At 65.4% G+C, this 25,450-nt stretch carries 26 protein-coding genes, 2 tRNA genes and 1 pseudogene; 16 read left to right on the forward strand and 13 right to left on the reverse strand.

What is annotated here, in order from left to right; genetic code table 11:
• The first annotated feature begins 64 nt into the window (after positions 1-64).
• The 4 genes from EDF57_RS16110 (at position 65) to EDF57_RS16125 (ending at position 3,229) form a co-directional block, all read left to right on the forward strand.
• Positions 65-1,282, forward strand: coding sequence for a DUF418 domain-containing protein (locus tag EDF57_RS16110; protein ID WP_243841099.1), 1,218 nt, complete (start codon positions 65-67; stop codon positions 1,280-1,282).
• Positions 1,283-1,352: 70 nt separating this feature from the next.
• A complete protein-coding gene (locus tag EDF57_RS16115) occupies positions 1,353-1,547 on the forward strand; it encodes a ferredoxin (protein ID WP_132264026.1) in 195 nt (64 codons plus the stop codon).
• A 114-nt stretch (positions 1,548-1,661) separates the two neighbouring features.
• Positions 1,662-2,147 (forward strand): bacterioferritin, encoded by a 486-nt coding sequence (gene bfr / locus EDF57_RS16120; RefSeq protein WP_132262021.1) that lies wholly within the window; start codon positions 1,662-1,664, stop codon positions 2,145-2,147.
• A gap of 23 nt (positions 2,148-2,170) precedes the next feature.
• Positions 2,171-3,229, forward strand: coding sequence for a nitronate monooxygenase (locus EDF57_RS16125; RefSeq protein ID WP_134095017.1), 1,059 nt, complete (start codon positions 2,171-2,173; stop codon positions 3,227-3,229).
• On the opposite strand, the gene EDF57_RS16130 is transcribed toward EDF57_RS16125, so the two are convergent.
• On the reverse strand, positions 3,216-5,363 hold the full coding sequence (locus EDF57_RS16130) for a S9 family peptidase (protein WP_243841100.1): 2,148 nt from the start codon (positions 5,361-5,363) through the stop codon (positions 3,216-3,218). The two genes, EDF57_RS16125 and EDF57_RS16130, sit on opposite strands and share 14 nt — an antisense overlap.
• A 117-nt stretch (positions 5,364-5,480) precedes the next feature.
• On the opposite strand from EDF57_RS16130, the gene EDF57_RS16135 reads away from it, so the two are divergent.
• Positions 5,481-6,635: an AI-2E family transporter gene (locus tag EDF57_RS16135; protein ID WP_132262018.1), complete on the forward strand. Its 1,155-nt coding sequence runs from the start codon at positions 5,481-5,483 to the stop codon at positions 6,633-6,635.
• Between the two features lie 56 nt (positions 6,636-6,691).
• Here the strand turns inward: EDF57_RS16135 and der are convergent, their stop codons facing one another.
• Positions 6,692-8,068, reverse strand: a complete 1,377-nt coding sequence (gene der, locus EDF57_RS16140; RefSeq protein ID WP_132262016.1) for a ribosome biogenesis GTPase Der — start codon at positions 8,066-8,068, stop codon at positions 6,692-6,694.
• Between the two features lie 178 nt (positions 8,069-8,246).
• Here der and EDF57_RS16145 point away from each other — a divergent pair, with 178 nt between their 5' ends.
• Positions 8,247-8,903: a CHAP domain-containing protein gene (locus EDF57_RS16145; protein WP_134095183.1), complete on the forward strand. Its 657-nt coding sequence runs from the start codon at positions 8,247-8,249 to the stop codon at positions 8,901-8,903.
• A 104-nt stretch (positions 8,904-9,007) separates the two neighbouring features.
• Here the strand turns inward: EDF57_RS16145 and EDF57_RS16150 are convergent, their stop codons facing one another.
• Positions 9,008-9,295, reverse strand: coding sequence for a DUF3297 family protein (locus EDF57_RS16150; protein WP_134095018.1), 288 nt, complete (start codon positions 9,293-9,295; stop codon positions 9,008-9,010).
• A gap of 88 nt (positions 9,296-9,383) precedes the next feature.
• Between EDF57_RS16150 and EDF57_RS16155 the strand changes: the two genes are divergently transcribed.
• The 5 genes from EDF57_RS16155 to EDF57_RS16175 all read left to right on the forward strand — a co-directional run bounded on the left by EDF57_RS16155 (position 9,384) and on the right by EDF57_RS16175 (position 13,937).
• A tRNA-Val gene (locus EDF57_RS16155) sits at positions 9,384-9,458 on the forward strand.
• A 120-nt stretch (positions 9,459-9,578) separates the two neighbouring features.
• Positions 9,579-10,886: a serine--tRNA ligase gene (gene serS, locus EDF57_RS16160; RefSeq protein ID WP_134095019.1), complete on the forward strand. Its 1,308-nt coding sequence runs from the start codon at positions 9,579-9,581 to the stop codon at positions 10,884-10,886.
• A gap of 56 nt (positions 10,887-10,942) precedes the next feature.
• Entirely contained in the window at positions 10,943-11,707 is a 765-nt protein-coding gene (surE, locus tag EDF57_RS16165; RefSeq protein ID WP_132262009.1) for a 5'/3'-nucleotidase SurE, read from the forward strand.
• Entirely contained in the window at positions 11,704-12,858 is a 1,155-nt protein-coding gene (locus tag EDF57_RS16170; protein ID WP_134095020.1) for a LysM peptidoglycan-binding domain-containing M23 family metallopeptidase, read from the forward strand. Before surE ends, EDF57_RS16170 begins: the two co-directional genes overlap by 4 nt.
• Before the next feature lie 11 nt (positions 12,859-12,869).
• Entirely contained in the window at positions 12,870-13,937 is a 1,068-nt protein-coding gene (locus EDF57_RS16175) for a potassium channel family protein (protein ID WP_134095021.1), read from the forward strand.
• Here the strand turns inward: EDF57_RS16175 and EDF57_RS16180 are convergent.
• Positions 13,929-14,321: a DUF1761 domain-containing protein gene (locus EDF57_RS16180; RefSeq protein ID WP_132262004.1), complete on the reverse strand. Its 393-nt coding sequence runs from the start codon at positions 14,319-14,321 to the stop codon at positions 13,929-13,931. The two genes, EDF57_RS16175 and EDF57_RS16180, sit on opposite strands and share 9 nt — an antisense overlap.
• A gap of 158 nt (positions 14,322-14,479) precedes the next feature.
• Between EDF57_RS16180 and rimO the strand changes: the two genes are divergently transcribed.
• The 3 genes from rimO to EDF57_RS16195 all read left to right on the forward strand — a co-directional run bounded on the left by rimO (position 14,480) and on the right by EDF57_RS16195 (position 17,415).
• Positions 14,480-15,862 carry a 30S ribosomal protein S12 methylthiotransferase RimO gene (gene rimO, locus EDF57_RS16185; protein WP_132262002.1) on the forward strand — a complete coding sequence of 461 codons (1,383 nt, stop codon included), beginning with the start codon at positions 14,480-14,482 and terminating at the stop codon, positions 15,860-15,862.
• A 230-nt stretch (positions 15,863-16,092) separates the two neighbouring features.
• On the forward strand, positions 16,093-16,854 hold the full coding sequence (locus EDF57_RS16190) for a molybdopterin-binding protein (protein ID WP_134095022.1): 762 nt from the start codon (positions 16,093-16,095) through the stop codon (positions 16,852-16,854).
• Between the two features lie 3 nt (positions 16,855-16,857).
• Positions 16,858-17,415 carry a hypothetical protein gene (locus EDF57_RS16195; protein WP_134095023.1) on the forward strand — a complete coding sequence of 186 codons (558 nt, stop codon included), beginning with the start codon at positions 16,858-16,860 and terminating at the stop codon, positions 17,413-17,415.
• Positions 17,416-17,461: 46 nt separating this feature from the next.
• Here EDF57_RS16195 and EDF57_RS16200 read toward each other — a convergent pair whose 3' ends face one another.
• The 3 genes from EDF57_RS16200 to rplK all read right to left on the reverse strand — a co-directional run bounded on the left by EDF57_RS16200 (position 17,462) and on the right by rplK (position 19,623).
• Positions 17,462-18,310 (reverse strand): TauD/TfdA family dioxygenase, encoded by an 849-nt coding sequence (locus EDF57_RS16200; RefSeq protein WP_132261996.1) that lies wholly within the window; start codon positions 18,308-18,310, stop codon positions 17,462-17,464.
• Between the two features lie 175 nt (positions 18,311-18,485).
• A complete protein-coding gene (gene rplA, locus EDF57_RS16205; protein ID WP_132261994.1) occupies positions 18,486-19,187 on the reverse strand; it encodes a 50S ribosomal protein L1 in 702 nt (233 codons plus the stop codon).
• Between the two features lie 4 nt (positions 19,188-19,191).
• Positions 19,192-19,623, reverse strand: a complete 432-nt coding sequence (gene rplK / locus EDF57_RS16210) for a 50S ribosomal protein L11 (RefSeq protein WP_021232774.1) — start codon at positions 19,621-19,623, stop codon at positions 19,192-19,194.
• 250 nt (positions 19,624-19,873) lie between these two features.
• Between rplK and EDF57_RS16215 the strand changes: the two genes are divergently transcribed.
• Complete coding sequence (locus EDF57_RS16215) at positions 19,874-20,587, forward strand: GNAT family N-acetyltransferase (protein WP_134095024.1); 714 nt, start codon at positions 19,874-19,876, stop codon at positions 20,585-20,587.
• 90 nt (positions 20,588-20,677) lie between these two features.
• Here the strand turns inward: EDF57_RS16215 and nusG are convergent, their stop codons facing one another.
• The 4 genes from nusG to EDF57_RS16235 all read right to left on the reverse strand — a co-directional run bounded on the left by nusG (position 20,678) and on the right by EDF57_RS16235 (position 23,482).
• A complete protein-coding gene (gene nusG, locus EDF57_RS16220) occupies positions 20,678-21,214 on the reverse strand; it encodes a transcription termination/antitermination protein NusG (protein ID WP_132261990.1) in 537 nt (178 codons plus the stop codon).
• Between the two features lie 30 nt (positions 21,215-21,244).
• Positions 21,245-21,439 (reverse strand): preprotein translocase subunit SecE, encoded by a 195-nt coding sequence (secE, locus tag EDF57_RS16225; protein WP_086493495.1) that lies wholly within the window; start codon positions 21,437-21,439, stop codon positions 21,245-21,247.
• Positions 21,440-21,623: 184 nt separating this feature from the next.
• On the reverse strand, positions 21,624-23,153 hold the full coding sequence (locus EDF57_RS16230; protein ID WP_243841101.1) for a hypothetical protein: 1,530 nt from the start codon (positions 23,151-23,153) through the stop codon (positions 21,624-21,626).
• A gap of 253 nt (positions 23,154-23,406) precedes the next feature.
• A tRNA-Trp gene (locus EDF57_RS16235) sits at positions 23,407-23,482 on the reverse strand.
• A gap of 222 nt (positions 23,483-23,704) precedes the next feature.
• Here EDF57_RS16235 and aat point away from each other — a divergent pair.
• A complete protein-coding gene (gene aat, locus EDF57_RS16240) occupies positions 23,705-24,541 on the forward strand; it encodes a leucyl/phenylalanyl-tRNA--protein transferase (protein WP_208324887.1) in 837 nt (278 codons plus the stop codon).
• Positions 24,542-24,576: 35 nt separating this feature from the next.
• Here the strand turns inward: aat and EDF57_RS26290 are convergent.
• Positions 24,577-25,005, reverse strand: a pseudogene (locus tag EDF57_RS26290) (DUF2155 domain-containing protein); the annotation flags it as partial.
• 14 nt (positions 25,006-25,019) lie between these two features.
• Positions 25,020-25,427 (reverse strand): NADH:ubiquinone oxidoreductase subunit NDUFA12, encoded by a 408-nt coding sequence (locus EDF57_RS16250; RefSeq protein WP_132261988.1) that lies wholly within the window; start codon positions 25,425-25,427, stop codon positions 25,020-25,022.
• Between the last annotated feature and the right edge of the window lie 23 nt (positions 25,428-25,450).

Here is a 25,450-nt window from a genome sequence, read left to right on the forward strand (position 1 = left end):
CCGGAGTGCCCGGGCAGGTGCACGCGCGTCGATGCCACGGCCGCCGTCCGGGACAGGCGGCCGATTGGCCTCGCTCGACCTGGTGCGCGGCATTGCCGTCATGGGGATCCTCACCATCAACATATCCGGCTTCGCCGGACCCAGCCTCGGCGCGCTGACGCCCGATTTTCCCGGCCACGCCAGCATGGCCGACGAAGCCGCATGGGCCGTCGGCTTCCTGTTCTTCGAAGGCAAGATGCGCGCGCTCTTCGCCATGCTGTTCGGCGCGGGCATCGCCCTCCAGTGCGAACGCATGGACGCAGCCGGGCGCGAGGGCGACGTGCTGCAGGTCCGCCGCCTGGCCTGGCTCATGGTGTTCGGCACATTGCACTACTGGCTGCTGTGGTGGGGGGACATCCTGTTCGTCTACGGCTGCTGCGGCATAGCCGTGCTGTTCGTTCGCCGCCTGCCCTGCCCTTTGTTGCTGGGCCTGGCGGCGGGCGTGATCGTCACGGCCACCGTGATCGACTTATGGTCCATGCTTCCGCTGGTGCGCGCGGAAGAAGCCTTGCGAATCGGCACGGCTACGGCCGGCCAGCACCGCGAGGTGCTGGCGCGCCTGGACCTCTACAATGCCAACGACTTCGCCCAGGCGCAGCTTTACCACGGCGGTTTCCTGGACATCGCACTCGGCAAGCTGCGCGGCGACCCGTTCTGGCTTTTCACCATGACGGCCCACGCCTGGAGCGAAGTCCTGCCGCTGATGCTGGTCGGCGTCGTTTTGATGCGCAGCGGCTTCTTCAGCGGCGATTGGCCGGAGCCGTGGATGCGGCGGCTTCGGATCGGCGCGACGGCGGCCGGCCTGGCGCTTACCGTGCTGGTGCTCGCCTGGGCCTGGCCGCGCCATTTTCCGCCGATCGCGATGGCCATGCTGCTGGGCGCGGGACTCTGGCCCGCCCACCTGCTGACGGCTCTTGGTTACGCCGCAGCGATCGTATGGGCCACGCCGCGCCTGCTCGAAACCCGCGCGGGCCTGCGGATCATCGCGGCCGGGCAAGTGGCCTTCACCAATTACATCGGCACCAGCCTACTCATGTGTGCACTGTTCTACGGATGGGGCCTGGGCTTGTTCGGAAAGCTCGGCCCGGCAGACCAGTGGGCGCTGGTTCTTATCGGCTGGATGGTGATGCTGGCGTGGAGCGAACCCTGGCTGAGTCGCTATCGCAGAGGCCCTTTGGAACTGCTCTGGCGATCCCTGGTAGAACAAAAACGCCTTAAAAATCGCCGTAAGGCAATGGCTTGATAGGAAGTTGAAGAACGCTATTGCGATCCATTTGCAGTTGCATATTATGGTCCTCAAGAGGATTCGCACCATGTACGTTTGCATCTGCAATGCCATTCGTGAGACCGACCTGCGCACCGTAGCCCGCTGCTGCCGCGGCGATGCCACCGCGCTTTACGGTGCTCTCGGACATGCGCCGCAGTGCGGACAGTGCCTGGACGAAGCCGAAGACATTATCGCCGAGGAATCGGCAAGCGCCGACGCGCCCCTGAGCGCGGCAGCCTGACCCTGCAACAAGGCGGGTTACACCTGGCCTCGGCCGGGTGTTTTCGCGTGCCTGCTTGCCTTACAGGTCTGAAAGGGCCATAAACCCGCCCGAACAGATTCAGGAGCATCTCCCATGAAGGGCGACCAGCAGGTCATCGATTTTCTCAACAAGGCGCTCTTCAACGAGCTGACCGCGATCAACCAGTACTGGCTGCATTACCGCATGCTGGACAACTGGGGCATCAAGAAGCTCGCGGAATACGAACGCCACGAATCGATCGACGAAATGAAGCACGCCGACGTGCTGGCCGATCGTATCCTCTATCTCGAAGGTCTCCCGAACTTCCAGGCGCTGGGCAAGCTGCGCATCGGCGAAAGCGTCGAGGAAGTGCTCAAGGCTGACCTCGCCTTGGAATACGACGCGATTCCGCTGCTCAAGGACGCCATCGCCCACTGCGAGACCGTGCGTGACTTCGTCAGCCGCGAAATTTTCGCCCGCATCCTCGAAAGCGAGGAAGAGCACGTCGACTTCCTCGAAAAGCAGTTCGACATGATCGCCCGCATGGGCATCCAGAACTACTGCCAGCTGCAGAGCAAGCCGGCGGGCGAAGAAGAGTAAGCCCGGACGGCGCGCGAGCAGACATGGATTTTCTCGCGCGCCTCGGTCTCTCCCTTCCCCTGATACAGGCGCCGATGGCGGGCACTTCCACGCCCGCTCTCGCCGCCGACGTCTGCAACGCCGGGGCACTCGGCTCGCTCGCGCTAGGCGCCATCGGCCCCGATGAGGCACGACGGCAGATCGCGGACTTGCGCAGCCGCACGCAGCGGCCTTTCAATCTCAATCTCTTCGTTCACGAAACGCCCGCCGCCGAACCGGCGGTGGAAGCGGCATGGCTGGAGGCGCTCGCGCCCAGCTTTGCCGCCTTTGGCACAGCGCCGCCCGCGGGACTGGAGACCATCTACGAGAGCTTCGCCGGTAATGCCGCGATGCTCGAAGTTGTGCTGGGAGCGAAGCCCGCCGTGGTCAGCTGCCATTTCGGCCTGCCGGACGCCGCAACGATCCAAAAGCTCAAGCAGGCTGGCTGCCTGCTCGTCGGCAGCGTCACCAGTCTGGCGGAAGCCGAACTGTCGCGCAGCGCGGGGATCGACGTACTCGTGGCGCAAGGCTGGGAGGCCGGTGGCCATCGCGGCATGTTCGACCCCGCCGCGCCCGACGATCGGCTCGGCACTTTCGCGCTGGTCCGCCTGCTGGCCGCTTGGGGCAAGCTGCCCGTGGTCGCGGCTGGCGGCATCATGGACGGAGCGGGCATACGTGCCGCACTCGATCTCGGCGCGGTGGCCGCGCAGCTCGGCACGGCCTTCGTCGGCTGTCCGGAGAGCAACGCCGATGCCGGTTATCGCGCCCTGCTTGCTTCCGACGCGGCACGGCATACGGTGATGACGCGGGCGATCTCCGGCCGTCCGGCCCGGTGCCTTGCCAACCGCTTCACGGAACTCGGGGAGCGCGCGGACCTGCCGCCCGTCCCTGCCTATCCGCGCACCTATCACGCCGGTAAAGCGCTCAACACTGCCGCCAAGGCCCAGGGAGAACCCCTGTTCGGCGCGCAATGGGCGGGACAGGGCGCGCCGCTATCCCGCTCGATGCCGGCGGCGGAGCTGGTCGCCCAGCTCGCCGCCGAACTTTCCGCTACTCGCCCTTAGGCGCGCCGGCTTCCGGCGCGGCCGACTGCCCGTCGGTCCGATACTTGTCGAACCAGGCCAGGATCGCCGACGCCTTGGCTGCCGATTGCGAAGGCCGCGCGGCAATGCCGCCATGGCTGGCGCCCGGCACCTTGACGAGCGCGGTCGGCACCCCCCGGATCTGCAAGGCGGCGTAATACTGCTCCGCCTCGCTCACCGGGGTCCGGAAATCTTCCGAGCCCACCACCACCATCGTCGGCGTCTTGACGTTGCCCACCAGGCTCAGCGGCGAGCGGCGCCAGTACTCCATGGGGTCTTCCCAGGGCTTCTTGTCGAACCAGTAGCGCGAGGTGAACGGCGTGGCGTCCATCGTCAGCGCCTCGCTGATCCAGTTGATGACCGGCTTCTGCGTCACCGCCGCCTTGAACCGATCCGTCTTGCCGACGATCCAGGCCGTCAGCACGCCGCCGCCCGATCCGCCGGTGACGAAGAGGTTGTCCGGATCGGCCACCCCGTCGGCAATCGCCGCGTCGACCGAGGCCATGAGGTCGTCGTAATCGGTTCCCGGATAGGCCCGGTCGATCAGGTTGGCGAAGGCCTCGCCGTAGGACGTGCTGCCGCGCGGATTCGTATAGAGCACCGCGTAGCCGTGCGCCGCGTAGAGCTGGTAGTCGGTGGAGAAGCCCGGCGCATAAGCGGTGTTGGGGCCGCCATGGATTTCCAGGATCAGCGGCGCCTTCTGCCCTGCCGGCAGGCCCGGCGGCGTCACCAGCCAGGCGTCGATCGCGCGGCCGTCAGGCGCGGTCACCGCCAGCTTGCGCACGGGCGCCAGGGCCTTGGCGTCCATCCAGGTGCCGTTGAGGTCCGTCAGCTTGCGGCCGGTCCCGCCATTGCTGACCCAAAGGTCGGCAGGGCGCTGGGTTGTGCCGGAGGTATAGGCCACGCGGCCATTGGCGGAGACGCTGAACGCACCGCCCGTATAGGGCCGGTCGAAATGGTCTCCGGGGCTGAGCCCCTCGACCACGGTCTTCATCGAACCGTCCAGCCCGACGCGGGCCACATACGTCCTCGCATGATCGTCATACTGGATCATGATCGCGGAATTGCCGGACCAGTTCACCGCGTCGATCGAATGGTCGAACCCCTTGGTCAGCAGCCGCGATCCCGAACCGTCGCTGTTCATCAGGTAGAGGTCGGAATTCTCGTAGGACCGGTTGACGTCGTCATAGCCGAGGTAGGCGATATGCTTGCCGTCTGGCGAGACCATCGCGCCGGCATCGGGGCCGTTGCGGCTGGTCAGCGCCGTCACCGCACCGCTCGCGATGTCGAGCGCATAGACTTCGGAATTGTTGATGTCGCGCTGCCAGTTCTCGTGGCGGTTGGCGCTGAAGACCACGCGCTTGCCGTCCGGCGTCCACGACAGCGGGCCGCCGTCGTCGAAGTCTCCGAAAGTCAGCTGGCGCGGCGCGCCGCCGTCGGCCGATACGAGAAACAGGTGGTCGTAGCCGGGCTGGGCATAGCCGCCGCCGTCCGCACGGTATGTCACGCGGTCGATCACCTGCAGCGGCTCGGCCCATTGCGCGCCTTCGGGGCGCTGCGAGGGCTGCGCGCCCATCTTGGGCGCCTCTCCCGGAACCCGCATGGTATAGGCGATCTGGCGCCCGTCCGGCGACCAGGCCAGCGCGCCGGGGCTGTCAGGCAGCCCCGTCACTTTCACTTTGGCGTCGCCATCCAGCCAGAGCACGTAAAGCTGCGGCGCGCCCGTCCCGTCGCTGGAAACGAAGGCCAGGCGCTTGCCGTCCGGCGACCAGCGCGGCGAGAAATGGGCACCCGCCCCGGTCACGAGCGGCCGCTGCACGCCGCTTGCCGCATCGACCAGCCAGATCGAGGGTACGACCTTGTCGGTCATCACATCGGCCGCAGCCCGAACGTAGGCGATCCGGCTGCCGTCGGGCGAGATCTGCGGGTCGGTGACGCCCGAAAGCTTGAACAGGTCGTCAGGCGTGAAGCCGCGCTCCGGACCCTTGGAGGTCTTGGCGGCCTGTCCGGCCCCGGCTTCGTCCGCGGCGAAGGCCGAGGAGAGCGGAACGACGGCGCAGGAGAGCGCGAGAACGGCGGCGCGCAGGGCAAAGGCGCGCGAAAGGGTATGCGGCAAGATGGAATGCTCCTTCTCGAATGGGAGGATGCACCCTGTCTTGCCCAGACTTCGTGAAAAATCCAGTCACCTCGGCCGGCGACCTTGCCGCGGCGGGAATCATGCTAAGAGGCAGGCATGGAGCAACCGGAACGCCCCCCCTATACCATCGAGGACTACGGCTTCGGCGTTCTCGTCATCCTCGTTACCGCGGCCTTCGTCTGGCTGCTGCTGCCTTACTTCGGCGCCGTGCTCTGGGGCGTAGTGGCCGCGATCCTGTTTCAGCCGCTCACGGCGAAGCTGGCCACCCGGTTCGGCGGCCGCAAGAGCCTGGCGGCGGGCCTCATGCTGCTGCTGCTGCTCGCGCTCTTCATCATTCCCACCATCCTGCTCGGGGTCAGCCTCGTCCAGGAAGTCACGACGATCTACGAAAAGGTCCGCGGCGGCCAGATCGACATCCCGCACATGCTGGAGCAAGTCCGCGCCGCCCTGCCCGAATCGCTGGAGCGCCTGATCGACCGCTACGGCCTCACCGATTTCGAGAACCTGCGCCGCCAGTTCGGCGCCGGGATCGCCAACGGACTCCAAGGCCTTGCCGCCCGGCTCCTCTCGGTGGGACAGGGTGCGCTGAGCTTTCTCGCGGCCTTGGGCGTGATGCTCTACCTCACGTTCTTCCTGCTGCGCGACGGCGACCGCTATGGACGGTTGATCCGGGACGCCATGCCCTTGCGCCCGCACTTGCGCGACCGGCTGGTGAGCAATTTCGTGATCGTGGTGCGCGCGACGATGAAGGGGACGGTCGTGGTCGCCGTGGCGCAGGGCCTGGTCGGCGGCGTGATCTTCTCGCTGCTGGGGATCGACGGCTCGCTGCTCTGGGGCGTGATGATGGGCTTCTTCTCGTTACTGCCCGCCGTCGGCACCGGCCTCGTCTGGGTCCCCATGGCGGGCTATCTGCTGGCGACCGGCCACATGTGGCAAGGAGCGGTGCTGGCCTTCTGCGGCCTGTTCGTCATCGGCATGATCGACAATATCCTGCGTCCGATCCTGGTCGGCCGCGACACGCGCATGCCCGACTTCGTGGTGCTGATCGCCACTCTGGCCGGCCTGCAGATCTTCGGGCTCAACGGCTTCATCGTCGGCCCGGTGATCGCCGCGCTATTCATCGCCGTCTGGACGCTCATGCGCGAGATCAAGAACAGCGACGGCATGCTGGAGCCCGATGCCATCGAACAGCAGGAAGAGCGGGCGGAGGCGCCGGTTTCCGACGCCGAGGTGGCCGCGCACCCGTCCTGACACGCGAACGACGGTTCTGAAAAAGGCCGCTGGAGCAGTCTCCAGCGGCCTTTTCGTTACTTGGCGAAGGGGTTCTTCGGCATGCGCAGATTGAGACGGATCGGCACCGCATCGAACCCGAGTTCCCGGCGAATGCCGTTGATCAGGTAGCGGCGATAGCTTTCCGGCAGCAGGTCCAGACGCGTACCGAACAGTACGAAGCCCGGCGGGCGGGTCTTGGCCTGGGTGATGTAGCGCAGCTTGATGCGCTTGCCGCCCGGCGCCGGCGGCGGGTTGGCGGAGAGCGCATCGTCGAACCAGCGGTTGAGCGCGGCGGTCGGCACGCGCTTGCTCCAGGCCTCGCGAATCGAGAAGCCGGCGGCGATCAGCTCGTCCAGGCCCTTGCCGGTCCGTGCCGAAACGGCCAGCAGCGGCACGCCGCGAACTTGCGCCAGGCCGTCGTCGAGCGCCCCGCGAATGCCGTTGAACAGGGCCGAAGCGCCTTCGGCCACGTCCCACTTGTTGATCGCGATGATCAGCGCGCGGCCTTCTTCCAGCACCTTGGAGGCGATGGTGAGATCCTGGTGTTCCAGCCCGCGCGTGGCATCGAGCAGCAGCACCACCACTTCGGCGAAATCGATGGCATGGCGCGCATCGGCCACCGCCATGCGCTCCAGCTTTTCCGTCACGTTGGCACGCTTGCGCATGCCGGCCGTGTCGATCAGGCTGACCTGGCGGACTTCCTGCGTCTTGGGATCGGTCCACTCCCAGTCGACCGTGATCGAATCGCGCGTGATGCCCGCTTCCGGCCCGGTGAGCAGGCGATCCTCGCCCAGGATTCGATTGATCAGGGTAGACTTGCCGGCATTCGGGCGGCCGACGATGGCAAGCTTGAGAGGCCGGCGCAGCAGCGCTTCCTCGTCCACTTCCTCTTCGAATTCCGGCTCTTCGGGCTGAAGCGGATCGAGATGCGGCAGCAGCGACTCGAACAGATCCGCCATGCCCACGCCGTGCTCGGCCGAGAACGTGATCGGATCGCCAAGGCCCAGCGAATAGGCTTCAAGCACGCCGCCCTCGCCCGCGCGGCCCTCGGCCTTGTTGGCCAGAAGGACCACCGGCACCGGCGAAGCGCGCAGCCATTGGCCGATTTCCTCGTCCAGAGGCGTCAGCCCCGCGCGCGCGTCGACCACGAAGAGCGCCACGTCGGCCGTTTCCAGCGCAGCCTCGGTCTGCTTGCGCATGCGGCCGGGCAGAGTCTGGTCTTCTTCGTCTTCCCAACCCGCCGTGTCGACGATCTGGAATTTCAGGCCGAGCAACTCGGCATCGCCGAAGCGACGGTCACGCGTGACCCCCGGCTGATCGTCGACGAGCGCGAGCTTCTTGCCGACGAGCCGATTGAACAGCGTGGACTTGCCGACGTTGGGTCGGCCGATGATGATCACCTGAGGAAGCATGTTGATAACTCGATAAAGGATTCCGGCCCGTAGGGGAATTCCTTCGGAATGGAAACGCCTGCGTTCTCGCGGCGCGGTATTGAATAAAATAAGCCGGACGTCCGGGAACAAATTCCTAATTCGTCGTTAACCATGCCCTGAAGGAATCCCATAACCGTACCGGGCAGAATTGGAACACATGCAGGGTTACCGGATCGCAATCATACTGGGTCTGGCCGCCGCGACGATCGCGCCGGCCAGTGCCCGTTCCGCCATAGACGACGCCTTGGCGGGCGCAGATGACACCGTGGGCGCGGTGGCAAAGCCCGATTACCTGGAGTGCGTGCCTTATGCACGCCAGCTTTCCGGCATCCAGATCTTCGGCGATGCCCATACCTGGTGGAGCCAGGCCCAGGGCCGCTATGCCATCGGCCATACCCCGCGCATCGGCGCCGTCATGGCGATGGAGCCTTACGCCAATTCCCAGCTCGGCCATGTCGCCACGGTCAGCAAGGTCATCGATTCGCGCACGATCCTTGTGAGCCATGCCAACTGGTCCCCGATCGAGGGAAGCCGCGGCCGGATCGAGAAGAACGTCACCGTCCTCGACGTCTCGGCCCGGAACGACTGGAGCGAAGTGCGCGTGTGGTATGCGCCGATTCACAACCTCGGCAACACGCACTGGCCGGTTTCCGGCTTTATCTACAACGCGCGGCCCAATTCCGGTCCCGCAGGGGGCCAGGATCCAGCCCTGCAACGGCTGGACGACGTCTCGGCCGCGCCAGAGGCACCGAAGAAAAGGAAAAAGGGCCGCCGCAGCGACCCCATCGGCGAAATCATCGCCGGCCTCTACTGAGGCGCCCGGCCCGGCGGCCTGCCGAAACAGGCCGACCGTCCGGGTATAGCCCTATCGGGCCTTGCTGACCTCAGGCCCTGGCGGACCTCAGGCCCTTGCTGACCTCAGGCTTTGGCGACCGGCGCGTCTTCGCCGAGGTCTTCGTACCAGGCTTCCACCGGACCGGAGAGCTTGACCGTCAGGGGATTGCCCTTGCGATCCAGCGTCTTGCCGGCCTGAACGCGTACCCAGCCTTCGGAAATGCTGTATTCTTCCACATTGGTGCGCACGGTACCCTTGAAGCGGATACCGACGCCGCGCTGAAGCTTTGCCTCATCGAAGAACGGGCTCTTCGGGTTGATGGCGAGGTGATCGGGCGGCACGTCAGGGCCGTTCTGGGTCTCTTCAGTCATGCCCCGCGATTTAATTCCAGATGGGCGCTTGTCAATTCGATCCGACTCATCTAGAGGCGCGCTTCCGCAACGGACACAGTCCTTCTGCGGGCGCGTAGCTCAGTGGTAGAGCACACCCTTCACACGGGTGGGGTCGCAGGTTCAATCCCTGCCGCGCCCACCATCCCTTCTACGGGATGGCGTTTGCAAGGCGGACATTTTCCCCAAGATCACCATTTCTCGCAGGCCGAAACGAGCCTCTGGAATCTTGCGCCTGCGCGCATGAGGCGGCATAGCGCGCGCCATGCACGATATCCGCCTGATCCGCGAGAATCCCGAAGGATTCGACGCCGGCCTCGCCCGCCGTGGGGCTCTCCCCGTGGCTGCCGACATCCTCGCCCTCGACGAGCAGCGCCGCTCGGTGGCGACGCGCATGCAGGAAGGGCAGAACCGCCGCAACGAGGCATCGAAGGCGATCGGCAAGGCCATGGGCCAGGGCGACAGCGCCACGGCCGAAGTGCTGAAGGCCGAAGTCGCCCAGCTCAAGGACACCCTCCCGGCGCTCGAAGCCGAGGAGAAGGACCTCTCCGCCCAGCTTCACAATGCCCTGGCCGCCTTGCCCAACATCCCCGTCGCCGAAGTGCCGGACGGCGCGGACGAGAGCGAGAACGTCGAAGTCTCGAAATGGGGCACGCCGGGCACTTTCGCCTTCGAGCCCAAGGAACATGCCGATCTCGGCCCGGCACTCGGCCTCGATTTCGAGACCGGCGCCAAGATTTCCGGCGCGCGCTTCACGTTCCTGAAGGGCCAGATGGCGCGCCTGCACCGGGCGCTGGCGCAGTTCATGCTGGACACCCAGACCGCCTCCAACGGCTATATGGAATGCATCGTGCCGCTGCTGGTCAAGGACGAGGCCGTGTTCGGCACCGGCCAGCTTCCGAAGTTCTCCGAGGACCTGTTCCGGACCACGGACGGTCGCTGGCTCATCCCCACCGCCGAAGTCTCGCTGACCAATGCGGTCCAGGACGAGATCGTCGATACGGCCGCCCTGCCCCTGCGCATGACCGCCCTCACGCCCTGCTTCCGCTCGGAAGCGGGCGCTGCGGGCCGCGATACGCGCGGCTTCATCCGCCAGCACCAGTTCGAGAAAGTGGAACTCGTCACGATCTGCGCGCCCGAGCAGTCGGAAGCCGAGCACGAGCGCATGGTCGCGGCCGCCGAATCGATCCTCCAGGCGCTGGAACTGCCCTATCGTAAAGTGCTGCTCTGCACCGGCGACATGGGCGCGACGGCGCGCAAGACCTTCGACCTCGAGGTCTGGCTGCCCGGCCAGGCGGCCTACCGCGAGATCAGCTCGATCTCGAACTGCGGCGACTACCAGGCCCGCCGCATGAACGCGCGCTTCAAGCCGGAAGGTTCGAAGAAAACGGAGTTCCTGCACACACTCAACGGCTCGGGCCTCGCGGTCGGCCGTACGCTGGTGGCGGTTCTGGAGAACTACCAGCAGGAAGACGGCTCGGTGCGCGTTCCCGAAGCGCTCAAGCCCTGGATGGGCGGGATCGACAAGCTGACGGCCGGCCACGAAGCCGCTCTCGACTCGAAGCACACCTGAACTCCTCGTCGCCCTGAACCCGTTTCGGGGCGACGAATGAAAGCAGCAGAAAAATCATGCGTATCCTGCTCACCAATGACGACGGCATCAACGCCCCTGGTCTCTATGTCCTGGAAAAGATCGCCGCACAGCTTTCGGACGATATCTGGATCTGCGCGCCGAGCGAGGAACAGTCGGGCGCGGGCCATTCGCTGACGCTGGGCCGCCCGGTGCGCATGCGCGAGCATGCGCCCAAGCGCTTCTCGGTCACGGGCACGCCGACCGATTCGGTGACCCTGGGCCTCAAGAAAGCCCTGCCCGGCCCGCCGGACCTGATCCTTTCCGGCGTCAACCGCGGCGCCAACCTCGGTGACGACGTGACGTATTCGGGCACCGTCTCCGCGGCGATGGAAGGGGCCATGGCAGGCATTCCCTCGATCGCGCTCAGCCAGGTCTATGCGGGCGAAGGCCTCGGCAACAATGTCAGCTTCTCGGCGGCCGAGGAATGGGGCGCCAAAGTGCTGCGCCCCCTGCTGGACATGCCGTTCGCGCCGCGCACCCTCATCAACGTCAACTTCCCGCCCCTGGCCGGAGCTGACGTTAAGGGCATTCGCGTGGTCCGCCAGGGCTTCCACGACTATGCGCGCGGCTCGGTCGTGGAAGGCATGGACCCGCGTGGTTTCCCGTACTTCTGGTTCGGCCTGCACGGCATCGAGCACACGCCCGGCCACAACACCGATCTCGAAGCGATCTCCGAAGGCTATATCTCGGTGACCCCGCTCCAGATCGACCTCACGCATGACGCCGCGATAGCGCAGATCGCGAGCCGCTTCGAAGCATGATTCCCAAGTCCCTGTTCCTGCTTGCGGCGCTGGCGCTGCCGATCGCGCCTGCCGTCGCGGCACCGCGTGACGAGACCGTGCACGTCGTCGAATCGGGCGAGACGCTGAACGGCATCGCCAACCGCGCCGGCGTCTCTTCCGAGGCTCTGGCGAAAGCGAACGGCCTGAAAGCGCCCTACGTCGTCCGGCTGGGCCAGAAACTTGCCATTCCGCGCTCCCGGCCTGCGCCGGTGAAGACGGCGGCACCGAAACCGGACAATGCCGCGGCGCCAGCGCGCGCCTCCGGCGCCAGTGCGACGGCCAAGGCAGCAGCCGCAGCCAGTTCGACGGCGAAAGCCGCCATCGCCGCAGCGGGTCCGCCGGAGCAGGAAGCCGTGCACGTCGTCCAACCCGGCGAGACGCTGGGCGGCATCGCTGCCGCAGCGAAAGTTCCCCGCGTCCTGATCGCGGAAGCCAATGGTCTGCAGCCGCCCTATGCGGTGCGCTCCGGCCAGAAACTGCAGATCCCCCGCACGCGCCGGCATACGGTCAAGGCAGGCGACACCGGCTTTTCGATCTCGTACAAGTACGCGGTGCCCTGGGAGCAAGTCGCCCTGGCCAATGGTCTCGATCCGGCCGCGCCGGTCAAGCCAGGCCAGACGCTGCTGATCCCCACTTTGCTCGATCCGCCGTCCGCAAGCGGCGCTTCCGTGCCTGTCGCTGCGCCCACGTCTGCACCCACCGCCGCACCGCTGCTGGCCATCCCCGCTCCGCAGAGCACGCCGACCACCCGTAGCACGCGATTCGCCTGGCCTGTCAGCGGCCCGATCCGCCGCGGCTTCGCGACCGGCGCCAACCATCACGACGGCATCGACATCAAGGCCCCGGAAGCCACGATGGTCCGGGCCGCCGCGGCCGGCACCGTGCGTTTCGCGGGCATGGAAAAGGAGCAGTTCGGCAATCTCGTCGTGCTCGACCATGGCGACGGCTGGTTCACCGCCTACGCCTTCCTCAGCCGGGTGACCGTCAAGGAAGGCGCCAGGGTGGCGGCCGGAGAGCGCGTCGGGCTGGTCGGTAGCACCGGCCTTGCCAAGGGCAACGAGCTTCACTTCGAGGTGCGGCAGAACGGCAAGCCCGTCGATCCGCTGGACGAGTTGCCCAAGGCCCCCTAAGCTTGGGGGGCATGTCGAAGCGACACTCTGCTCGCGCCGTATTCAGGCCGCCTTCGTTCAAACCATTGCGTCGGTCGCTGGCGGTCCCGGTCTGGGCCGACGTGGCCTTGCGCCTGGGCGGTGCGTTCTTCCTGATCTTCGTGGTCATCATGGTTCACTGGAGCGACCGGGCCGGCCTCCACGATGTCCACGACGGGCAGGTCAGCTTCCTCGACGTCGTCTATTTCACGATGATCTCGATCACGACCACGGGCTTCGGCGACATAGCCCCCGTCAGCGACCGGGCGCGGCTGATAGAGGCGATCCTGGTCACGCCGATCCGGCTCGCCGTCATCACCATCTTCGTCGGCACGGCCTACAATTTCATCATCAAACGCAGCTGGGAGAGTTGGCGCATGAAGCGAATCCAGGAAAGGCTGGAGGACCACATCGTCGTGCTCGGCTTCGGCGTCAGTGGCTCGGAAGCGGTCAAGGAACTGGTCGAGCGCGGGATGGAACCGGCCTGCATCGTCGTGGTCGACCCGGTGGAGGCCCGTCTGGCTCACGCCGAGAAACTGGGCTGCAACGTGCTCCAGGGCGACGCCACGCGTGACGATATCCAGAACGCGGTCCGCGTGACGACGGCGCGGACGGTGCTGGTCTCTGCCGGGCGCGACGATACTTCGGTGCTGATCGTGCTCACCACCCGCCACCTCGCGCCCACAGTGCCCATCACGGTGGTCATTCGGGCCGACGACAACGAACTCCTCGCGCGGCAGGCCGGCGCCAACAACGTCATCAACCCGGTGCGCTTCACCGGCCTGCTCCTGGCAGGCTCGGCCGAGGGCCAGCACGTCGCGGACTATTTCTCCGACCTCGCCTCCGTGGCGGGCCGGGTGCAGCTGGTGGAACGGCCGGTGGCGCCTGAGGAGATCGGCCGACCGCTCGACCAGCTCGCCACGGGCGGCAAGGGGCTTCGCATCTACCGGGGAGAGCACACCATCGGCTTCTGGGAAGACGACGCCAGGATCCTGCAGCCCGGCGACATCGTGGTGGAAATCGCCCCCACCAAGGCTACCGACGAAGCCGGTTCAGCCTAGCACCCAGAACACCAGGCCCATCGCCAGATAGGCCACCAGCCAGAACAGGCAGTCCACCACGCGGCGCATCGGCTCGGTGCGCTGGCGAAGATGCGTCAGCCATACGGCGGGCATCACGAAGGCCACCGAGACGCCGCCCGTCTGCATGAAATAGAGCCAGGGCTTCGCGGCCAGCGTTTCCGCCCCGATCCGCGCGAAATTGTGGCCGAGCATGGCCGAAGACACCAGCATGACGAAGACGACCACGGCATAATTGGCCCCGCGCTGCGCGCGACCGGGAATCAGCTGCCGCCCGGTTCGGAACAGCGGACCGTGCCAGACAAGGCCCACCGCCACCGCAAGCGCCGCAGCCAGGAAGACCGCCAACCAGTTAACCGGACCCATCGACATCCCCTGTTTTCCAATAGCTTCTCTCTTGCAGGCCCGTGCCGAAGGCGCAAGACAAGTGCGCGTCGAAGGAAGGGATTCGCCTGCCACTCGGCCGGCACGATTCGTTTTTCGTGACTCTCGGGCGCAATAGGCGTATCGGGCGCGCCATCCCTATGGCTATTGAAATCCCCTCTCCGCCCAAGGTCGGCATGGTCAGCCTCGGCTGCCCCAAGGCGCTTGTCGACTCCGAACGCATCCTCACCCGCCTGCGCGCCGACGGCTATACGATGAGCCCGGACTATGCCGGGGCTGACGTCGTGCTCGTCAACACTTGCGGATTCCTCGATTCCGCGAAGGAAGAGAGCCTTTCCGCGATCGGCGAGGCCATTGCCGAAAACGGCCGCGTGATCGTCACCGGCTGCATGGGCAATGAGGCCGACGTGATCCGCGCCCGGTTCCCGGACGTGCTGGCCGTCACCGGCGCGCATCAGTACGAAGCCGTGGTCGAGGCCGTGCACGAAGCCGCGCCGCCCGAACTTTCGCCTTACGTCGATCTGATTCCCCAGATCTACGACGAAGCCGGCGTCAAGCTCACGCCGCGGCACTACAGCTATCTGAAGATCTCGGAAGGCTGCAACCACGCTTGCTCGTTCTGCATCATTCCCTCGCTGCGCGGGAAGCTGGCGAGCCGCCGCATCGACGCGGTGCTGCGCGAGGCGGAAAAGCTGGTCCAGGCCGGAACGCGCGAACTGCTGGTCATCAGCCAGGACACTTCGGCCTATGGCGTTGACGTGCGGCACGAGACGCGCATGTGGAAGGACCACGAGGTCCGCACGCACATGACGGACCTTGCCCGCGAACTCGGTCAGCTCAGCGATTCGCAGGGCCGCAAGCCCTGGGTCCGCCTGCACTACGTCTATCCCTATCCCCATGTCGACGCGGTGATTCCGCTTATGGCGGAAGGACTATTGACGCCTTACCTCGACATTCCGTTCCAGCACGCTGCGCCTTCGGTGCTCAAGTCGATGAAGCGACCTGCCAACGAGGCCAAGGTGCTCGACCGTCTGCGCAAGTGGCGCGAGATCTGCCCGGATATCGCGATTCGCTCCAGCTTCGTGGTCGGCTTCCCCGGTGAGACCGAGGCGGACTTCCAGTACCTGCTGGACTGGCTGGACGAGGCCCAGCTCGACCGCGTGGGTGCGTTCCGTTTCGAACCCGTCGAAGGCGCGAGCGCCAACGACCTGCCGAACGCCGTACCCGAAGAGGTCAAGGAAGAACGCTACGCTCGCATCATGGAGAAGACCGCCGCGATCAGCGCCGCCAAGCTTCAGGGCAAAGTTGGACGTATCCTCCCGGTCATCATCGATGAAGTCGGCGAAGTGGACGAGGACGGCGACATCGGTGCCACCGGCCGCTCGCAGGCCGACGCCCCTGAAATCGACGGCAATGTGTTTCTCCGCAATGCCGGAAAGAACCTGGAAGTCGGTGATATCGTTGATGTTCTTATCGAGGACGCCGACGAGCACGACCTCTACGGCGCCATCACCGAAGTCTGAGCGGGATCGGGCAGCAGTTGCACGCCTTGCAACGTTGCTCAATCTTTTCGCATTTGCAGCGAATCAGTGTCGGGAGCATATGGAACAGGCCTTTCAGGCATCCTCTCCCAAAAACTTTCGTAGGGCTGGTCCATCGGATCGGCCCTTTTTTTTGCGCATCTTCCAGGCGAAACGCCGTCCAGCGCCCCCATGTGCTGGCAGTCGGAGCCGCTTTGTCCTAGCCATGCTGCATGGCCGAATCGTTGCGAATCTATACCGCCGCCCTCGTCGTCATCGGTGACGAGATCCTTTCCGGTCGCACGCACGACAAGAACATCGCCCAAGTCGCCGCCTGGCTGCAGGTACAGGGGATCCGCCTCAAGGAAGTGCGCGTGGTCGCCGACGACACGGCCGCCATCGTCGAGGCCGTGAACACGCTGCGCGCGCGCAACGATTATCTCTTCACCACCGGCGGCATCGGACCGACCCATGACGACATCACCGTCGACGCCATCGCCGAAGCGCTGGGCGTGCCGGTGATCGTCCACCCGGAAGCCCGTGCGATCCTGGAAAGCTACTATGCCACGCGCGGGGGTCTGACGGATGCCCGCCTGCGCATGGCGCGCACGCCGGACGGCGCCAGCCTCATTCCGAATCGCTACACCGGCGCCCCCGGCATCCGCGCCGGAAACGTCTTTATCATGGCCGGCGTCCCCAGCATCACCGCCGGCATGCTCGACGCTCTTTCCGGCCAGCTTGAAGGCGGGGCTCCGCTGCTTTCAGAGACGGTCGGCTGCTGGGTGGGGGAGAGCGAAGTCGCCGAACTCCTGCGCGAAACCGAACGAACCCACGATGGCTGCCAGATCGGCTCCTATCCGTTCTGGGCCGAGGGCCGCACCGGCGCCAATTTCGTGATCCGCTCCGTCAACGCCCAGGATCTTGCCGCCTGCACGCGCGCTCTGTTGCAGGGCCTGGAAGCGATGGGACGTCCCGCGGTGCCCGGTGGCATTTGATCCATGGCATTCGAGACGGCCGTTGCGCTTGCCCTGATGGCGTCCTCCGCGCCAGTCGCCGTCCAGGCCCCAACGACGCTCGAAGCCTTCGAAGCCGCCCTGGGCCGCCATGACAGCGCCACGCTGGCGCTGGAGGAATGGTGCACCCTGCGCGGCTTTTCCGCCTCTGCGCGGGTAACGGCGCAGCTCGTGACCGGCAGCGACATCCCCCCGCCCCCCGACATCGAAAAGAAGCTGGCGCTGCAGCCCGGCGAGACGGCCGCTCTTCGCAACGTCCGGCTGAGCTGCGGTTCCCGGGTCCTGTCGGTGGCATGGAACTGGTACGTGCCCGAGCGCCTGACTGCGGACATGAACGAGGTGCTGCGCTCCAGCGACATGCCTTTCGGCAAGGCCGTGGCCGCCCTGCATTTCCGGCGCCTGCCGCTCTCGACGATTGCCGGCGCCGCTGCGAATTGCCCGGCAGGCACGATCTCCACCCATCGGGCCATGCTGGTGCTGCCGGACGAACGGCCGCTGGCCTATCTGGTGGAGTGTTACACCGCGGCCAATCTCCAACCCTGACGTCGCCCCGAACCCTGTCCAGCGCGACGCCCGACATCTTTCCGGATCAGGCCGCGACCGCCTCCGTCCCGGCAATCGAGGTTCGGTGCATCATGCGCCCGGTCGACTTGTCATAAGGGATCGCCCGGTGCATCGCGCCGGTATTGTCCCAGATGACGAAGTCGCCCTTGGTCCACTTGTGGCGCAGTGAGAACGCCGGCTGCGCCGCCCATTCCTGCAAGCGGATCAGCATGGCGCGGCCCGCCGGCACTTCCATGCCCACGATATGGTCGGCCGTAGTACCGATCACCATCGACTTGCGGCCGGACTCGTGAGTCCAGACCAGCGGATGTTCCTTGATCAGGCCAATCCCCAGAACCCGCTCGCGGTGCTTCTCGGGAATGGCATCGGCGATCGGGGAGAGGCTGGCGCGCACCGAGTGTACGGCCCGCAGCCCTTCCAATGCCTGCTTCTCTTCCTCCGGCAGCCCTTCGTAGGCGGCGTAAGTGCTGGCGAACTCCGTCTCTCCGCCGATGGCCGGGGCAATCCGGCACGACAGCAGCGTGGCGAATGGCGGAGGCATATCCACCGTGATCCCGTCCATGTGCCAGAAGAACGTCCCCAGCACATATTCGGGCTGCGGATTGATCTTCTCGTCCAGTGTGACCTGGTAGACGTTGTCGTCGTTCTGCTGGACGTTGTTCCGCGCCGTCAGCTTGACGGTCCCGCCCATCGCATCGGTGATGGCAAGCTGCTCGGCATCGGTAAGGTTGATCTCGGGAAAGACGACGACCGTGCGCTCTTCCACTTTCGCACGGATCGCGGCGGCCGCTTCGGGCGTGAAGATGTCTTCCCGGTCGTCCCACACGACACGCGAACCGATGTGTTCCTTGATGTCCTCGAATCGGATGGCCATGGCGGCACACTCTCCAGCTTATCGTTTTGAACAGTTGTTCAGCACGAAATACACCGGCCCGCCTCTCCGCGCAAGCGGGCGCGCGAGGCCGGGGATCGCCACAACGAAAAAGGGCCGGAGGTTTCCCTCCGGCCCTTCTATCCGTTTCGCATGATCCCGAAGGATCAGGTGCCTATCAGGCGCCGGCGATCTCGGTCGTGTCGATCTTCAGGCCGGGGCCCATCGACGACGAAAGCGAGATCTTGCGAACGTACTTGCCCTTGGAGCCCGAGGGCTTGGCCTTGACGATCGCATCGACGAACGCGCTGAAGTTGGTCAGCAGGTCGGCGTCCGAGAACGACATCTTGCCGATGCCGGCGTGGATGATGCCCTGCTTTTCGACGCGGAACTCGATCTGGCCGCCCTTGGCGTCCTTCACGGCCTGCGTGACGTTCGGGGTAACCGTGCCGAGCTTCGGGTTCGGCATCAGGCCCTTCGGACCCAGCAGCTTACCGAGACGGCCGACGACGCCCATCATGTCCGGGGTGGCAATGACGCGGTCGTAGTCGAGGTTGCCGGCCTGCATGTCGTCCATGAGGTCTTCCGCACCGACCTTGTCGGCGCCGGCGGCGAGCGCTTCCGCAGCCTTGTCGCCCTTGGCGAACACGGCGACGCGAACGGTCTTGCCGGTGCCGGCTGGAAGCGAAACCATGCCGCGAACCATCTGGTCGGCGTGACGCGGGTCAACGCCCAGGTTCATCGCGACTTCGACGGTTTCGTCGAACTTGGTCGTCTTCAGGTCGCGCAGCGTCTGCAGCGCGTCAGCGACGGGGTAGTGCTTGAGGTTGTCGCCGAGCTTTTCGGTCAGCGACTTCTGCTTCTTGGTCACCTTGGCCATGGAATCAGCCCTCCACCACTTCGAGGCCCATCGCGCGGGCCGAACCTTCGATGATCTTGGTGGCGGCATCAATGTCGTTGGCATTGAGGTCGGCCATCTTGACCTGGGCGATTTCGGCAAGCTGCGAGCGCTTGACGGTACCGGCGCTGATCTTGCCCGGCTCCTTGGAGCCCGACTTCAGGTTCACGGCCTTCTTGATGAGGAAGGTCGCCGGGGGGGTCTTGGTGACGAACGTGAAGCTGCGATCCGCATACACCGTGATGATGGTGGGGATCGGCATGCCCTTTTCGAGCTCCTGCGTGGCGGCATTGAACGCCTTGCAGAATTCCATGATGTTCACGCCGCGCTGACCCAGGGCAGGGCCGATCGGCGGGGACGGCGTGGCGCTGCCGGCCTTGACCTGCAGCTTGATGTAACCTTCGATCTTCTTGGCCATGTGGCCACTCCTTCACACTTTCGCACCTGCCGGGCAGATGCTCATGTTTAGCGGTTTTACGGGTGCCGGAGCATCCTCCCGCAGGGAATCGGGCGGCACGAGGCCAATCCGAAGGGCGCGCCCCTAAACCATATCGTTCGAAAAGGAAAGCGCCGGTTTCGGCAATTCGCCGCCCGATCTTGCTGGCGCCTGATCCTGCTGACGCCTGACCTTGCTGATGGCCGATCTTGCTCCCATAGGCTGCGACATCATGGCAGACAACGAACTCGACAATCTCATCTGGGCGGCACTGTCCGGTGAACAGGCCGGTTTCTCCATCGGCAACGACCGGGCAAAGCGCTTCCATCCCTCGATCGGCCCGCTTGCCGCACTTCGCGATCTTTCGCCGGAAAGCCTCGAAGCCTTTGGCGAACTGGTCCGCACCACCGGCCTCGCCGCACTCGGCCTTGTCGGCGTGGCCGAGGACCTCCCGGTTCCGGGCACCGAGATCCTTCGCAGCGCAGAGGGCGTGCAACTGCTGTTCGACGAAAGCAACGCCGCCGCCGTGGAGGAGATCGCCCGCGCCGAGAGCGATCCGCGCACCGTTCCGCTCGGCCAGAGCGACTACCCGGACATGCTGGAACTCGCGCTGCTGACCGAACCCGGCCCCTTTGCCGAGCGCACGGGCGACCTCGGTCGCTTCTGGGGCATTCGCGAGAACGGCCGCCTGCTGGCCATGGCCGGTCAGCGCGTACGCACGGCAGAGCATGTGGAAGTCAGCGGCGTCTGCACCCATCCCGACGGTCGCGGCAAGGGCTACGCCGCCCTGCTCTCTCGCCGCGTGGCCGGCGCGATTCGGGCTTCGGGACAGCGGCCCCTCCTCCACAGCTATGCCGATAACGAGACGGCCCTGGCGCTCTACGGCAGGCTGGGCTTCGCCGAACGCGCACGGGTTCGCTTCACGGTTTATGCGCCGCCAGGCTGAAACGGCGGCGCGTAGGCCAGATCGAAACCAGGCGGAGAAACGAAAAAGGCCGGGCGAGATGCCCGGCCTTTTTCGTTTTCTTACCGACGATTACTTGCTGAGTTCGACGTGTTCGAAGTCCAGCTCGACCGGGGTGGCGCGGCCGAAGATCGACACCGACACCTTGACCTTGTTCTTGTCGAAATCGAGTTCCTCGACGATGCCGTTGAAGCTGGCGAAGGGGCCATCGAGGACCTTCACCGAATCGCCGATCTCGTAATCGATGCTGACGGTCTTGCGCGGCGCGGCAGCGGCGGCTTCGGCGGCGCCGAAGTAACGAGCAGCCTCGGTCTCGCTGATTGCCTGCGGCTTGCCGCTGGAACCCAGGAAGCCGGTGACCTTCGGGGTGTTCTTGACGAGGTGGTAGACGTCGTCGTTCAGCGCGAGCTTGGCGAGCACATAGCCCGGCATGGTCTTGCGTTCGGTCTGAACCTTCTTGCCGCGCTTGACCTCAGTGATGGTCTCATGCGGAACCTGAACGTCCTCGACGAGCTGCGAAAGTCCCATCCGCTCGGCTTCCGAGAGGATGGATTCCTTTACCTTGTTCTCGAAGCCGGAATAAGCGTGGATGATGTACCAGCGGGCCATGGATCTCTCTTCGTAAGCTAGTTCAGGCGATCACAGCAGCGACAGGATCGAGCTGACGACCCAGCCGAACAGTGCGTCGATCCCCAGGAAGAACACCGCGAGAAAGACCGTCATGATGCCGACGAAGATTGCCGTCGTCACCGTCTCCTGGCGCGAAGGCCAGTAGATCTTGGAGGTTTCCGTACGCACCTGGCGGATGAATTCGCCGGGACTGGTCTTGGCCATGACTGTCGTTCTCGCGTCTCTTGCCTGCTGCCTGAGCAGAAAAATAAGTCTCGGCTTCCGGCTAGGGGCCATCGCCGCCCCGGCCGTGGCCGGGAGGGGCAGATGCGATCCTCATGTCGGAAGGAAACGCCGACTTAGCCCCGGCCCGCTCGATTTGCAAGGTCTGGCGAACCGCTCCGTAAACCTAGGACGAAGGGTCCGCGGGATCGGCCAGCCGGGCCAGGAACGAGTTCGGGCTGGAGTAGAGAATGCGCGCGCCGTCGGGCAGCGCCACCGGCTTGATCCGCCCGATATACCAGAGATACTCGGCATGGCGCGCAGGACCGAACTTGCGCAAGTCGATGTGCTGGCGCGGAGAATAGAGGATGCGCTGGCTCGGATCGGCAAAGCGGTAGGACAAGTCGCGCATAGAGAGCATGTGCACATTCGGCAGAGCGAAGTTGGAATTCTCCATCGCGCTGCGACGTACCACGGCATAGGAACCGAAGTGCTCGAACGGGCCGAACCGCCACTGGATACGCGGAATCGCCACGGCCGTGGCCACGCGGGCGCCTTCGGGCACCTGGTCGAGCGCGGCGATCAGCTGGCGGGCGGTCTGCGCGTCCTCGTACCAGACCACGGTCGTCACGGCCGTGCGGGACAGGAACAGCGAGGCCGCAGCCACGACCATCCAGCGCCGGATCGGCAGATCGATCGCAAGGCAGGCCACCAGCAGCGCCGTGGTGCTCAAACGGTAGTCAGCATAGTCGCCGCCGAAGATCTGGCGCGGCACCACGAGCGTCAGCATCAGCAGAATCAGCGCCGCCCAGCCGAAGCGTCCATCGATGCGCTTGCGCAGCAGCGCATAGCCCAGCGCCGCCAGCACGAGATCCAGGCTGATGATATCAAAGTAGAAATCGAAGCTGCGCATCGACTTGTAGAGGATGCCCCACTTGTAATCGAGCACGTAGCGCCCGTAGGACACCTTCGAATTCGCGCCCATGCCGATCAGCATCGGCAGCAGGGGGAAGATCAGCGGCCAGGGCTTGAGGAACGGGCGCCAGTCCAGCCAGCTGCTCCGGCGGCTCCATTCGTAGCCGAACAGGAGCACGCCCATCACTGCCCAGCCCGAAACGTGGCAAAGCCAGACCACGAAACCGATCGGCACCATGACCGCCCAGCGCCAGGGGCGGTCTTCCAGCTTCACCCAGAGGGCGAACGTGAACAGCCCCAGCGCCAGCGACAGTGAATAATTCAGAAAGCCCATCAGCAGCGAGGGCGACCAGATCATCGCGAAAGCCAGGATCGGCCCGACCCCGAGTTTGCGGCCCAGCGAACGGCAGGCCGCCACGATCGACAGGCCCGAAAGGAAGGGAATCATCGCCACGATGATTCGCCCGGCCTGTTCCAGCCCGAAGATCGGCGCCATCGGCACCATCAGCAGCTCGACGCCGAGATTGCCGGTCCATTCCCAGTTGAACACGAAATAGCGCGTCAGATAAGGGTCTGCGCCGTGGTCCAGCGCAACCTTGTAACCGGCCAGGTGCGAGGGATAATCCGTCATTTGCGGCGCCCAGGCGACCAGCGCCGGCAGGGCCGCAACAGCCGACAGGACAACGCCCAGGACAAGCGCCCTGTCCTGGCCCAGCAACTCGGCAAGGCGCTGCCAAAGGGCACGCCACCTGCCGTTGTTCAGTCCGATCTGTTCCGCCTGCGGTCGCGCGGTTCCGTGCATCAGCGCCTGTTTCTTTCTCGAGAAAGCCCCCGAACGTACTTGGCCGGAGCCGCCGATCGAAATCGTGCATGGGCTCGATTCGCCAAACGCGGCTGTCTAGTCGCAGCGACGCGAATGACAAGACCGCGTATGGGGCAGCACGCTATCGTGCTTTTCCGTTTATCGCAATTGCAGCATAATACGCGAAACGCCCGCCTCCGAAAATATCCGGAGCGGGCGCTTGGCAAGTGCCTCAACGCTTTTCGAAAAAAGCTGGCAGGAGTGCACGGACTCGAACCGTGGGCCCTCGGTTTTGGAGACCGATGCTCTACCAACTGAGCTACACTCCTGCGGGCGAAGGAGCCTCTAGAAGGAGAAGGAGAGGATTACAAGAGGGTTACAGGGCATGATGACAAGTTATTTCCCGCCCTTGCATTTTACGGGGCTGGGACCCCAGGTTACACGAGGATTCCCGGGATTTCGGGATGGGGGCAAAGCGCTCCGAACACGCGTTTTTCCGGTTGGCCCCGGATTTGGGATCGGCCTTCAGATCAGGAATTCACGGCAGGACCATGCACGCGCCCCGCTCACCCTCGATGATCGAGCCGGAACTCCTCATGCTCGCCTACCGCAGCGGGATCTTCCCCATGGCGGACAGCCGGGACGACCCGGAGATCTTCTGGATCGAGCCGCGTCTCCGCGCGATCCTGCCTCTCGGCGGATTCCACTTGTCCCACTCGCTGGCGAGGACGCTGCGCCGGGAGCGGTTTTCCGTAACCTGCAATGCGGCCTTCTCCGAAGTCATGGAAGCCTGCGCCGCACCGCGCCAGGTCGCTGAAAAGGCCGGCGAGGATGGTGAGGACGAAAGCGGCAGCTGGATCAGCCACCGCATCCAGGCCAGCTACGAAAACCTGCACTTCCTGGGGCACGCCCACTCGGTGGAGGTATGGCAGCACGATGTGGACGATCGCCGCCAACTGGTCGGGGGACTCTACGGCGTGGGATTCGACCGGGTGTTCTGCGGAGAAAGCATGTTCTCGCGCGCGACTGATTCGTCGAAAGTCGCGCTGGCCTATCTGGTCGCTTCGCTGCGCCGGGGCCGTGTCAGCCTGCTCGACTGCCAGTTCATGACGCCGCACCTGGCCTCGTTAGGTGCCGTGGAAATGCCGCAGAAGCGCTACCTGACGCTTCTCCAGGAGGCTCAGTCCTCGGGCGCGGCTTCGGGAATGGCCGCGGGCGCCGGCGCGGCGGACGATGTCGCACCGGGCGAAGGGGCCGCTGCAGACGAAGAGGCCGGGGCGCTGGCGCTGCCCGTGGCCTTTGCAGCGCTCCTGGCGGAAGGCGCCGAAGACGGCAGCGCTTCCTCGCCGGGGAAGTTCATCGCGCAGCTCTTGACCCAGACGTCGTAGACCGGGTGCTCGACGACGTTGAGCGCGGGCGAATTCTTGAACAGCCAGCCCGAGAAGACCTTGTGCCATCCCAGCTTCTCGGCCGCGCTGCGGCGCTCTTCGACGAAGGCCTGGACGAAGGCGCCCTCTTCCTGCGGCTGCTCCCAGGGAAGCGACTTCTCGCAAGTGGCCACCTTGACGACGAGGTTGCCTATACGGCGTGCCTCGCCCGGCTTCATGACCAGGTCCTGCGTGAGGTTGTTGCGCTTGTTGAGCACGCCGAGCGTGACGACGCGGTCCTTGTTCGGCGTACCGATCTGCTGCCCCTTGGCAGCCTGCGCCGGCCCCGCCTGCATCCCGGCGATCGCATCGGGAACGCTGGTGTCCTGCACTTCAGGCGCCGGCTCCCCCTTGCCGCATCCTGCAAGGAGCGACAGGACGAGCGCCGGCGCAAAAGCGACGGTCCGGCCGAAAGGAGCCCGCATCACCGCAGCGCCCCTCAGGCTTCCGGAGACCAGGCCTCGTAATCGCCGGTGGCGGGGGCACGCTTGCCGCCCCGCTCCAGCGCGCCCTGCGGGCGATAGGCGGTTGCGGTGCCGGTGGCGTTCGGGGTGTAGTCCACTTCCCAAATGCGCGCGGGAGCCAGGTGGCTTTCCGGCACGCCGTCATAGGAGTGATGCAGCCAGCCGTGCCATTCGGACGGCACGTTGCTGGCGTCGTTGGCGCCCGCATAGATCACCCAGCGGCGCTCGTACCCTTCGGTAGTCCGCACTTTGTCGGACTTCGAACGGAAGTACTTGTTGCCCTGCGCGTCGGTGCCGACGTGCTCGCCATTGCGCGAGCTCCAGAGCGAGGTGCCAATGGTGGCGCCGTCCCACCAGGTGAAGATCTTGGACAGGATTCCCATGAGCCGCGCGTTAGCGCTGTTCG

It is taken from the genome of Novosphingobium sp. PhB55 (genome assembly GCF_004368805.1).
GTDB lineage: Bacteria > Pseudomonadota > Alphaproteobacteria > Sphingomonadales > Sphingomonadaceae > Novosphingobium.